At 33.8% G+C, this 12,509-nt stretch carries 9 protein-coding genes; 6 read left to right on the top strand and 3 right to left on the bottom strand.

The window, feature by feature from the left end:
- The first annotated feature begins 41 nt into the window (after positions 1-41).
- The 4 genes from ASC72_RS04430 (at position 42) to ASC72_RS04415 (ending at position 4,351) form a co-directional block, all read left to right on the top strand.
- Entirely contained in the window at positions 42-1,574 is a 1,533-nt protein-coding gene (locus tag ASC72_RS04430; RefSeq protein WP_056187408.1) for a serine hydrolase, read from the top strand.
- Positions 1,575-1,606: 32 nt separating this feature from the next.
- The gene (locus ASC72_RS04425) at positions 1,607-2,074 is read left to right on the top strand and encodes a nuclear transport factor 2 family protein (RefSeq protein ID WP_241775618.1); all 468 of its coding nucleotides are present in this window, start codon (positions 1,607-1,609) and stop codon (positions 2,072-2,074) included.
- A 224-nt stretch (positions 2,075-2,298) separates the two neighbouring features.
- The gene (locus tag ASC72_RS04420; RefSeq protein ID WP_056187401.1) at positions 2,299-3,753 is read left to right on the top strand and encodes a serine hydrolase; all 1,455 of its coding nucleotides are present in this window, start codon (positions 2,299-2,301) and stop codon (positions 3,751-3,753) included.
- Between the two features lie 148 nt (positions 3,754-3,901).
- Positions 3,902-4,351 carry a hypothetical protein gene (locus ASC72_RS04415; RefSeq protein WP_056187398.1) on the top strand — a complete coding sequence of 150 codons (450 nt, stop codon included), beginning with the start codon at positions 3,902-3,904 and terminating at the stop codon, positions 4,349-4,351.
- A gap of 89 nt (positions 4,352-4,440) precedes the next feature.
- On the opposite strand, the gene ASC72_RS04410 is transcribed toward ASC72_RS04415, so the two are convergent.
- Positions 4,441-6,828 carry a penicillin acylase family protein gene (locus tag ASC72_RS04410; protein WP_056187396.1) on the bottom strand — a complete coding sequence of 796 codons (2,388 nt, stop codon included), beginning with the start codon at positions 6,826-6,828 and terminating at the stop codon, positions 4,441-4,443.
- Between the two features lie 117 nt (positions 6,829-6,945).
- Between ASC72_RS04410 and ASC72_RS04405 the strand changes: the two genes are divergently transcribed.
- Both ASC72_RS04405 and ASC72_RS04400 read left to right on the top strand, forming a co-directional pair.
- The gene (locus ASC72_RS04405) at positions 6,946-8,508 is read left to right on the top strand and encodes a hypothetical protein (RefSeq protein WP_056187393.1); all 1,563 of its coding nucleotides are present in this window, start codon (positions 6,946-6,948) and stop codon (positions 8,506-8,508) included.
- Between the two features lie 185 nt (positions 8,509-8,693).
- Complete coding sequence (locus ASC72_RS04400; protein ID WP_056187389.1) at positions 8,694-10,505, top strand: hypothetical protein; 1,812 nt, start codon at positions 8,694-8,696, stop codon at positions 10,503-10,505.
- Between the two features lie 54 nt (positions 10,506-10,559).
- Here the strand turns inward: ASC72_RS04400 and ASC72_RS04395 are convergent, their stop codons facing one another.
- Both ASC72_RS04395 and kynU read right to left on the bottom strand, forming a co-directional pair.
- Positions 10,560-10,991, bottom strand: a complete 432-nt coding sequence (locus tag ASC72_RS04395; protein WP_056187387.1) for a YMGG-like glycine zipper-containing protein — start codon at positions 10,989-10,991, stop codon at positions 10,560-10,562.
- A 196-nt stretch (positions 10,992-11,187) separates the two neighbouring features.
- Positions 11,188-12,465 carry a kynureninase gene (kynU, locus tag ASC72_RS04390; protein ID WP_056187384.1) on the bottom strand — a complete coding sequence of 426 codons (1,278 nt, stop codon included), beginning with the start codon at positions 12,463-12,465 and terminating at the stop codon, positions 11,188-11,190.
- Positions 12,466-12,509 lie beyond the last annotated feature (44 nt).

Below are 12,509 nucleotides of genomic sequence, written 5' to 3'. Positions count from 1 at the left end.
TTGATTTAATTTTGCAATCATCAATCAATAATAAATCACAAATGAAAATCAATCCATCATTTTTCCATTTAAAAACCATTTTAATTGGAATTCTGTTCTTCCAAATCCATTTTGGATTTTCTCAGGAAGAAAAAAACTCGGCCTTATACAAAACCATTATGTCAAAAGACAGCCTACTATTTAATGTTGGTTTTAATACTTGCGACATAACCCAATTTGAAAACTTATATACTGAGGATTTCGAATTTTATCACGATAAAGACAGTATTTCTGATAAGGCTCAATTTCTCCGTAATCTTAAAAAAGGTCTGTGTGGTTCTCCAGACACTTATAAATCCAGAAGATATTTGGTTCCGAATAGCACCGAAGTTTATCCGTTATATAAAAAAGGTGTTTTATACGGCGCAATACAAATGGGTATTCATCAATTTTATGAAAAATCAGTCGGTAAAAATGAATCACTTGCAGACGCAAAAGAACATTTTGGAAGTACAGCTAAATTTACCCACGTTTGGCTATTACAAAATGGCGTTTGGAAACTAAGAAGATCGTTTAGTTATGATCACCAAACAACCAGCACAGCCGGAACAAAATCAGGCATTTTTGATAATGACAAAGAAATCGAAAAATGGCTAAAACAAAATAATGTTCCAACTCTCGGAATTGGCGTCATTAACAATGGAAAATTACAAGAAATAAAGGTATTTGGCGAACTCAAAAAAGGTGTTTCGGCACCATACAACACCATTTGGAATGTCGCCTCATTAACCAAACCCGTAACCGCAATAGTGGCGTTGAAATTGGTAAGCCAGGGAAAATGGAATTTAGACGAACCTTTATACAACTATTGGATCGATCCGGATGTTGCCAATGATCCGAATCATAAATTACTTACTACAAGAATTGTGTTGAGTCATCAAACCGGTTTCCCGAACTGGAGATATATGAACGAGTCCAAAAAATTAGATTTCAAATTTAAACCCGGAACTCAATATTCCTATTCAGGTGAAGGAATGGAATATTTACGAAAAGCTCTTGAAAAGAAATTCCATAAAACATTAGATCAACTTGCGGATGAATTAATTTTTAAACCGCTAAAAATGAATGATACTAAATTCATCTGGAATGATATAACCGATGTTTCGAGATATGCCATTAATTACGACAATAAAGGAAATGCATATGAACCTGTTAAAAACAAAGTCGCAAATGCTGCTGATGACTTATTAACTACCATTCAGGATTACGGCACTTTTTTGTGCAGCGTAATGAACGGAGATGGTTTGAGTAAAAAGGTTTTTGAGGAAATGAGTTCGCATCAGGTTGCTCAAAAGAAAAAAGATAAATACTTCGGTTTGGGTTTTGAAATCTATGATTTACGAAATGATAATTATGCTTTGTCGCACAGTGGTGCAGATCAGGGTGTGCAAACTCTTTTTTTTCTTCTTCCAAAAACAAAACAAGGCCTTATAATTTTCACCAATGTTGACGATGGCTACAAAGTTTATGAAAAGCTTCTTTTGAATTATCTTGGAGAAAATGGACAGAAACTGATTGATATCGAAACGAAATAATGAATCGCAAGAAAATCAAAACTATGGAACCTATGATGAATGTATTAGTTCTTTTTATGCTTTTTTTAAGCAGGGAGGTGAAAGCGCAGACCAACAGTGAAGTTTTAAAAATGGATGTTTTAAAAACAGAAATTATGAAGATGGACAGTTTGTTATTTGATGTTTCTTTCAATCAATGTGATGCTGCACTTTTTAAAAAAATAATAGCTGATGATATCGAATTTTACGACGATCGTTCCGGATTAAACACCTCAAAAGGAAATGAAATAAAATCATTACTCGATAAATGTGGAAGATCTGAGAAACTGACCAGAAAATTAAATTCCTGTACCATTGATAAATTAGGCGATTTTGGAGCTGTGCAAATAGGCGAACACACTTTCTATGTTGATGGAAAACCCTCAGGAACCGGAAAATTTGTTCATATTTGGGAACGAAAAGATAATAATTGGATACTAAAAAGAATTGTTAGTTATGAACATAGAGCTATTAAAAAATAGCTCTTTTTTTATGTCATTTTATTACTTTTAATAAAAAACACAAAAAAGTTGATTGCTAGTGAAACCAAATCGTATTTGAATCGTCTAACAAGAATCAAACGCAAACATCATCATCGTTTTAATTTGTACATTCGTATAACAAATTAAATTTCAGATGATTAAACAGTTTCAATCATCAATCAAAAAATCAAACAACGGATCATTAATCTTAATCAATAATCACCATGAACAAATCAATCAAACTATTTGCAGTTTGCATTTTGGCACAACTGTTTACCCTTCATGTTGCCGCACAAGACAAAGCAAAAAAAATTGACCAGCTCTTAAGCAAATATAATGAGTACGGACAATTTAACGGATCTGCACTTGTATCAGAAAACGGAAAAGTTATTTTCAAGAAGGGATATGGTTCTGCCAATATTGAATGGAATATTCCGAACCAACCCGACACAAAATTCAGATTGGGTTCAATCAGTAAACAATTTACCGCTTTCTTACTTGTTAAACTGGCTGAAGACGGAAAACTAAAACTTGATGTTCCGATAACTACTTATTTACCGGATTACCCAAAAGCAAACGGCGATAAAATAACGATTCATCATTTACTAACGCATACTTCCGGAATACCGAATTATACTTCGGCCCCCAATTTCTTTAAAGAAAAAAGTAGAAATCCCTATTCACCAGAAGAATTTGTAAAAACATTTTCAAGTTTACCGCTTGAATTTACACCGGGTGAAAAATTCACCTATAGTAACTCCGGATATTTTTTATTGGGTTATATCATTGAAAAAGTTTCAGGCAAAACCTATGAGCAATATTTGCAGGAAGTAATTCTTACACCTTTAAAAATGACCAATACAGGATACGATCACAGTGATGTTATTCTAAAAAACAGAGCTGCCGGATATGAAAAACAAGGCAAGAAAATCGTCAATTCTGCTTATTTAGATATGAGTATTCCTTATGCTGCAGGATCATTATATTCTACTGTAGAAGATTTGTATTTATGGGACCAGGCGCTTTATACCAATAAATTGCTTTCAGCTAAATCTATGGAATCGTTGTTTAAGCCTTATATTAGTACAGGTGGTGATGATTCTTACGGATATGGCTGGTTCTTAGAAGAAGCTCGAAACGGAGACAAAGCTAAATTGAAAATTATTGAACACGGAGGAGGCATCAACGGATTTAACACTGTTATTTCGAGAATTCCAGCAGATAAAAACTTAGTAGTCTTATTAAATAACACTGGCGGAACAATTTTAGGTGAAATGAATGAGGGAATCAGAGCTATTTTATACAATCAGCCTTATAATGAACCTAAAAAATCGATGGCACTTGAACTTTTAGATGTTTATTCAGAAAAAGGTGCAATTGCTGGTACGGAGCTTTATAAAAAATTAAAAAAGGATCCAACTTATCGCATTAAAGAAGGCGACATGAATAGTGTTGGGTATCAATTATTACAAAGCGGCAAAAAGAAAGAAGCCATTGAAGCTTTTAAAATTAATGTTGAAAATTTTCCGAAATCCGGAAATGTATATGATAGTCTTGGCGAAGCTTATTTAGCCGATGGAGATAAAAATCTGGCTATTGCAAATTACACCAAATCTATTGAACTGGATCCAAAGAACGAAAGTGGAAAAAAAGCTTTACAAGAAATTTTAAAAAAATAATTCTTAAAAAGTTACAAAGCAACTTCGATAGTACCAATTTAAAAAAGGTATTATCGAAGTTTTTTTGTTACAATTTCTAACATTGAAATTCGATAATTTATCATAAAAAATACTATTTTAGCCGTGCCCAAAAACACTAAAATAACCTATGAAAAATTTAAAAAAGTTCGCCTTTTTAGCTCTCTTGCTATGTCTTTTTATTCCTGCAATTTCTATTTCTCAAACCAACCCTCCGCCTCCGGCAATGCCGACTCAGCAAAATAAAATTATAGTCGACAGAATTATCGAAGCAGCACATTACAAAACTTATGTTGTTGATTATTGCTTAACCAAAATAAATGAGGCTTCTGCCAAAGAAGGCTGGAATGAGCAAAAAGCAATGGAAATAACAGAAAGCATCAATTACAAAAACTTCAGAGATGCCATTTATAATGTCTTTGCCTTTTATGATGAAGTCGAATTAGAAACGTTATTAAAAGCGTACGAAAAAGATACGGCATACCAGACAACAAACATTATGACAACAAATAAAGTGTTGCTTAATAATCTGAATATTTTTGCGAATGATATTGTGAAAGGAAAATATATATCTAAATAAAGGTTCAAAGGCGCAAAGACACAAAGGTTCAAAGGTTTAAAATCTTTGAACCTTACTGAAACCTGAAACAAAAGAAACTTGAAACTTTTTTATTTTTTTGGTTGCAAAAGCAGCTTTGTCGACGTTTTTATAATCTCCTCTTTATTCAGTTTCATTTTTCTGAATTTACCCGCATTAAACATTTCTGCCTGATCGCTATAATGTTCGCTAAACGGGTTTCCGGATTGTCCGGTTGGAATAATGCTCCAGCTGTTTTCTATATCAGAGAAATCTACAACCCTTCTTGTTGACGGTCCACCTTTTACATAATATTTTCCCTCATCATTAAATCCAAAAAACTGATTATTAATTACTTCATTTGATCCGGGAGCAGCAAAAGGTCCAACATTAAATAATTTGCGAAGCGCAGCCACTTTTCCAAGCGGATGTTCGTGTTCAACGGTATGTACTTTAGCCCAATTCCAATCTTCAACAGCAGTCCCTAATTGTGATGTAAGTTGTGAAACCGCATCATGAAAAGATTTTGAAACAATTTCACTTCTGGTTTCTTTTACATTTTTAGTTTTGATATTATCCCACCAAACCGAATTCCCATTAACAATTTGTCTGGCAATGATTTGTTTCCCTAAATGAGTTCCAAGAAATATATTAAAATCCTCCTTGCCCATTTCGTCTTCAAACGTATTTTTCAAATACAAATAAATCCATTTGTTGTAAATCGTCGGGGCTACATCTTCTAAATTCGTTGTTCCTTTCCATGCTTTCAAAACATTCAGTACTTCTTTTTCTTCAGCTGAAATCGCCTTAGTATTCAAATTCGCAATTAAATTCTGAACAACTCCAGTGGCAGCAGAAGACGTATTGTCAAAAATCATTTTACTAATCGCTTGTTTGTCCCAATCTGATTTTGCATCCATTAAACCTGAAATTCTTTTCGCTCGATCTTCAGGTAAATAATAACCCGGATACAAATAACCGTCGACAGCTTCCGGCTGATTATTTGCTGAATATACGTAACCCCATTCCGGATTTTCAGCCGATGGATTTTTAGTAAAATCTAAATATTCCGTTATATCATCTTTTCCGCTGGCGCCATCCAAAATAAAAAAGGAATTCACTCCTTTATTATGTTTATAAAGCGTTCCTGTCGCCCACCAGGCCACATTTCCTTTGGAATCGCCATACATTACATTCAATCCCGGAGCGGCAACCAATTGTACTGCTTTTCTAAAATCGTCCTTGCTTTTAGCATGCGAAAGTCCGTAAACCGCATCTAAAATTTGAATTGGTTGTTGCGTATAAATCCACGACATTGCGATAGTCTTTTTACTTTTCAGGTTTGCCAGTAAATCGTTCATGATTGGTCCGTGTCGGCTTGATTTAACCGTCAAAACTACGTCTGATGTATCTTTTATTTTTATTGTCTTTTTTCTGGTTTCATAAGTTGCAAAACCCGTTGGTGTCTTATATTGATTTGCATCATCAGCTTTGCTTGTTTCCTGATAAAAATCGATATCATCATTTTCAAACATGGTCAAACCATAAGCATAATCGCGATTGTGTGCCAATAACGGAAACGGAGTTCCGGCCAAATAACATCCATACAATTCATGTTCCGGCGTTACAATATGCGCTTCGTACCAGGTGGCAGGTTGCGAAAAACCAATATGCGGATCGTTTGCAAAAATAACTTTACCGCTTTTGGTTTTGTTTGGGCCAACAACCCAACTGTTACTCCCTACGAATGGCGGAATTGGAGATTTATCCAGCAAACTTGCCACCGATTTTGAAATCTCGGCATATTCTCCCAAATTCTCTTTTGAGCTTCTAATTTTCGTTGTATTAAATTCCCCTTCAAGTCCTAACTCTTTTACGTATGCAGCTCCGTATTTGTCACGAAGATCAGTCAATAAGGGGTCTGTTTTTTGAGCCATCGCAAAACTGAAAGACATGTATCCAAAAATATTATAAACGTCTTTTATCGTAAATTTTTCCTTTTTTACACCTAACAAAGTAAATTCAATTGGCGTAACGCCTTCCTCCAAATATTGATTTATTCCATCTAAATAGGCCATCGTCAATTGATAACTCGGGCTGTTTTTATCTAATTTGGCAATGGCTTTCGCCGAAGCTTCTTCGATACCAATTCCGGAAAAAAACATATCATTTTTAAGGGCCACTGATCCGAATATTTCAGACAAACGTCCTGGCGCAATTCTGCGTAGCAACTCCATTTGCCATAATCTTTCCTGTGCATGTACGTAACCCAGTGCTGTCATCGCATCTTTCTCAGAATCAGCATAAATATGAGGAACACCAAAATCATCAAAATAAACTGTGGTTTCTTTTTGCAAATTTTTCAACTGAACTTCACCTTCGTATTTGGGTTTCAAATGAAAAATATAAGCACATAAACCTATTCCTAAAAAAACAATTATGATAACTAAAACCAACAGTAACTTTTTAATTTTTTTCATATTCAAAAAAAGTATAACAATAAAAATAATTCGGTAATGATGTAACTTAAAGACGTAATCCTATAAAGTAAGGATTATTTTAAAAGCCTAAATTTAGATTTAAAATCAATACGACTAATGTCAATCTACAAAAAAATAGCAATCGGCATAATTTCAGTCTTTGTTTTTGGACTTTTAATCAATTTCGGACTCAATTATTGGATTAAAAAACAGCTGCCGATTATTATTGAGGAGAAAAACAAAACTGCTTATCATATCAATTATGAAAAAATTGAAGTTTCACTTTGGTCAAGAAATATCTATGCCCAAACTTTATTGATACATCCAAAAAACCAACTTGAAAATACTAAAATAAAAACCGGAATTTATTCTAAAATTGAATCGATTACGATCAAGCATTTCAATATTTGGGACTTAGCTTTTCGTGATGTTATTCAGGCTGAAAGTATCATTATTAATAAAGCCAGGGTTATTTTATATAAAAAAAATGACAAACTTTTAAACAACAGCAAAAGCATCCGAACTGAAATTATTGAGCCCTTTCAAAAAGTCATTGCGGTTTCGAATATTTACCTCAACGACGGAAGCGTTGATGTTGTTTACTTAAAAAATAACAAGCCTATTTTCAGCGTTAAAAACATTCTGCTGAAACTCGAAGGCATTTTAATTACAGATGCAACTTTAAAGGAAAAAATTCCGATGCGGTATGAAAAATACGTTTTGGTTTGTGATAGTTTATACTATAAACCCAATCAGTTTTACCGTATCGATATCGGCCAAATCAACACGGAGAACAACTTTTTGAAAGTAAAAAAATTTTCGATGCTGCCCGAATATAACCGAAAAACCTTTGTACAAAAACTGGAAAAAGAAAAAGACATTTATACTCTAAAAGTAGATTCAGTTCACATCAACAAAATGGATTGGGGTTTCAAAAAGGATCGCTTTTTCTTTAAGGCAAATTCTGTTGTAATGAACCATTTTGACGCTAATATTTACCGAGGAAAAATGCCGAAAGATGATTTGAGCAAAAAGTATCTATACAACCATTTATTGCGAAATCTTAAATTTCCGCTGCAAATTGATACTTTACAGGTTCTGAAATCAAAATTGGTTTATGAAGAAGAGATTGACTTTTCTAAAGGTCCCGGAATTTTAAATTTTGATCATTTTCATTTGAGAGCAATCAATCTTCGAAGTAGTTTTGGATTAAAAAAGACAGCTGACGTGAAGATTAAAATCAATTGTCAATTCATGAAAACTTCTCCTTTAAATGTTGATTGGAGTTTTAATGTTTTGGATAAAAAGGACAGTTTTCATATTCAGGGAGTCATTTCAAATTTTGATGTTGCGGCTATGGGTCGATACAGCAAGCCTTATATGAATGCTTCATTTACCGGAGTTTTTAATAAATACCGATTTAATTTTTATGGAAATGACAACATTTCAAAAGGAAACGCTTCTTTAGATTATGATGATTTAAAAGTAAAATTATATAAGAAAAAAAATCCTGAAAAAGAAGCTAAACTAAAATCTGCAATTGCTAATTTATTGGTCAAGAATGATTCAAAAGAAAAAGCAAAAACAGCCGACGTCGAACTAGAACGAATTCAGGAAAAATCATTCTACAACTTTTTATGGAGAAGTATTGCAGAATCTTTGAAGAAGATTTTGATTTAGATCCCGGATATTTTTCCGCCACGACTCAAGCGATAGCGAACAGGCGAAGCAATTCACGAATTTATTTGATTATAATTCGTGAATTCGCGGCGATCTTTTTTACCTCATTACATCTTAAACTGACAATTATCAGGTTTTATGAAAATCCTTTTTCTAACATTTGTTTTTATTTAATTTGAAAACAAATGACAAAAACACCCTTACATACTTTTCATATTCCGGTGATGGGGCTTGCCTATACGATTGACAGCCCGATACGAGTGGCACAATATGGAATTTCGTCTGTAGTCTCAATCGCAGACGATGATTTAATTGAGAAGATGCGTAATTTTTACAGCACTAAATTCAATCTTCCCTACGAAGAAATAAGTCAGAAATTTCATGATTATCGTGCTCAAAGAATTACTTCATATCTTAATTTGGTTGACAAAATTGTAAAACAGAAATTCGAAAATTTTAAAACGGAATTAACGGAAAGCAAAACAACTTTAGAAAATTTTATGTCGATGCTTCCAAATTCATCCGACATTAAAAAAGGCTTTCAAAATTTACTGGAAGATGGAATTTCATTCAAAGAAAATATTCAGCATTATATTGAATCACATCTTTCACCAGGAAATATTGATGTCAATATCATGACGAAACTGGATAAAGACAATTTCATTAAAAATGAACAGCTGCCCATTGAATTTAACGATGCTCATGCCGCTTTACGTGGTTTTGCAAATAGTAATTTAGAATCTTCAGTTGTGCTTTCTGCCGGAATGAATCCGAGACTTTACAGTTATTTTGAAAATTTCAAAGATTTTTATCCGAATGAAAAAAATGAACTTAAAAAGAAAATCATTTTAAAAGTAAGCGACTTTAGATCTGCAATGATTCAGGGAAATTTTTTAGCTAAAAAAGGACTTTGGGTTTCTGAATATAGAATTGAATCAGGTTTAAATTGTGGCGGACATGCTTTTGCAACTGATGGGCTTTTATTAGGGACAATTTTAGAAGAATTCAAACAGAAAAAAGAACAGTTAGTTCAATCTGCTCATGAACTGATGCTAAAAGTGCTACAGCAAAAAGGTGTACCTTTTCCCGAACAACCCTTAGAATTAAAAATTACTGTTCAGGGTGGTGTAGGAACTTCAGAAGAACATGAATTTTTACTGAATACTTATAATGTTGACTCTGTAGGTTGGGGAACTCCATTTCTGTTAGTTTCTGAAGCCACTTCTGTAGATCAGACAACGCGAAATTTATTGATCAGTGCCAAAGAGAGAGATTTATATTTGAGTCATATTTCACCTCTGGGAGTTCCGTTTAATACTTTACGCGGCACTACAAATGAAATTTTAAAACAGAAACGAATTCAGGAAAATAAAGCCGGAAGTTCCTGCCCTAAAAAATTTCTTGCCTTAAGCAAAGAATATGGTCCACACGGAATTTGTACTGCTTCTAAAAAATATCAGGATATCAAACTAGCAGAATTAGAAAACATAAAAGAATCACTTTCTGTTGATGCCTTCGAAAAATCAAAAATAAAAATTACTGAGAAATCGTGTTTATGTGTTGGTTTAGCCAATTCTTCTTATTTGGAAAATGATATTAAAATTAAAGGTCAGGCGCAGGGTGTTGTTATTTGTCCGGGGCCTAATATGGCTTATTTTGATCAGGAAGTTTCCTTAAAAGATATGGTGGGACATATTTATGGGAATAAGTCTGTTTTAAGGACTAACAATCGCCCTAATTTGTTTGTAAAAGAATTGAAAATGTATGTAGATTATTTTAGAAATGAAATTGAAACAATTTCTGGTGAAATCACTGCCAATCAGCTCAAAAAACTGAACAGCTTCAAAACAAATCTTTTAGAAGGAATTAAATACTATTATAATTTGTTCGAATCTACATCCTATTTCAAAAGTGAGACGGAAAAAATCAAATATCAAATTGATTTCTATAAATTGGAATTAACTTCTATAAAGATTCCGGTTCCTGAAATGGTATAAAAAAGTAACCCCCGATTTAGAGTTCTAAATCGGGGGTTTATTTTATATTCAAATTTATTCTTTCTTCTTCTTGCTGCCATCGATTATAGCACCTGTTCCGGCACCAACTCCGGCTCCCGCCAAACCACCAATTATGGCACCTTCGCCTTTTTTCTTACTAATAATAGCTCCGGTTGCGGCACCTACTCCGGCACCAATTACAGCACCTTTAGCAGTTGAGCTCCAACCTTTCTTTTTAGTAGTTGTGGTTGTCGTTGCAGTTCCGCCAGCTTGCTGATGTACTACTACCACTTTTTGCGATTCGACTTTTTGTTCTTCTTTTATTTTTGCCATTTCAGTTTTCATTGAATCAATTACTCTTTGTTTTTCAATTTCAACTTTCATTGAATCAATACTCGCTTGTTTTGCTTTATTGATATCCTCTTTTCCTTGATTTTGACAAGAAACAATAGATAATACGGCAAATAATATGTATAAGGCCTTCATGATTGTAGTATTTATGATTATTACACTACAAAGTAAAGACGATGTTTTTTGTTGGTGTTATATGATTTGGAATAAAGGTTACAGAATTACATGATTGTGAAAAATTAATCTCGCAAAGTCGCGAAGTCGCAAAATTTTTCTTTTAAGCATTTCTTTGTGACTTTTCGACTTTGCGAGATTCTTTCTTTTATAGCTACTACTTCCCTAAAATTCCTTGTTTTAAGATTTGTCCAAAATCGTACATATCTTCATAAGAACAATATAAAGGAACTGGAGCTAATCGAATTACATTTGGCTCACGCCAATCTGTAATCACTCCATTTTTCATTAAATAATCGAATAAACTTCTTCCTTCTCCATGTAAAAAAACGGATAATTGAGAAGCTCTTTCTAAAGGATTTGAAGGTGTGATTACTTCGAAATTACCTTTAACTTCTTTATCAATCTCATGTAAAATGAATTCTAAGTACGAAGTAATGTGATCTCTCTTGGTAATTAAAGAATCCATTCCAACTTCGGCAAACATTTCTACCGATGCTAAATAAGGCGCTAACGAAAGTACTGGTAAATTACTGATTTGCCATCCTCCTGCTCCATGAACGGGATCGAAAGTGGGTTCCATTTTAAAACGGCGTTCTTTGTTATGTCCCCACCAACCAGCAAATCTTGGTAAAGCAGCATCGTTATGGTGTTTTTCGTGAACGAAACAGCCAGAAGCATTTCCCGGGCCCGAATTCATATATTTATAACTGCACCAGGCAGCGAAATCTACATTCCAATCATGAAGTTCTAATTTGATATTTCCAGCAGCGTGTGCTAAATCCCAACCTACTTTTGCACCGACTTTTTGTCCGGCAGCAGTAATGGTTTTAATATCGAAAACCTGTCCGGTATAATAATTTACTCCTCCTATTAAAACCAAAGCTAATTCTTCGCCAACTTCTTCGATTTTTGCCAGAACATCTTCCAAACGGATATTGTGCTCGCCATCACGACGTTTAATTTCTACAATCGCCTCTTCCGGTTTATATCCATGAAAATGAACCTGACTCTGAAACATATATTGATCTGAAGGAAAAGCTTTTTCTTCACAAATAATTTTATATCGTTTGTCTTTTGGCTGATAAAAAGAAACCATCAACAAATGAAGGTTCACAGTCAAGGTATTCATTACCGTAACTTCTGAAGGCAAAGCGCCCACAATTTTACTTAATGGCTCTGCAAATCTTTCCTGATAATCCCACCACGGTTTTTGCGCATAAAAATGACCTTCAACAGCCAATTCTGCCCAGTCGTTCATTACTTCGTCAATATAGGCTTTGGTGCGTTTTGGTTGTAATCCTAAAGAATTTCCGGTGAAATAAATTACGCGTTTATCATTCACTTTCGGAAATATAAATTGATCCTGATAGTGATTTAAAGTATCTTGCGAATCAAGCTCTCGTGCGAATCCGCGTGTATTTTGAAAAGTCATTGTTTTTGTTTTGTGAGGTAAAAATAGGGAAATGTTTCTTTTGT

The organism is Flavobacterium sp. Root420, assembly GCF_001427905.1.
Lineage (GTDB): Bacteria > Bacteroidota > Bacteroidia > Flavobacteriales > Flavobacteriaceae > Flavobacterium.
The sequence above is the reverse complement of the archived record's forward strand: the minus strand, read 5'-3'. Positions and strand labels throughout refer to the sequence as shown.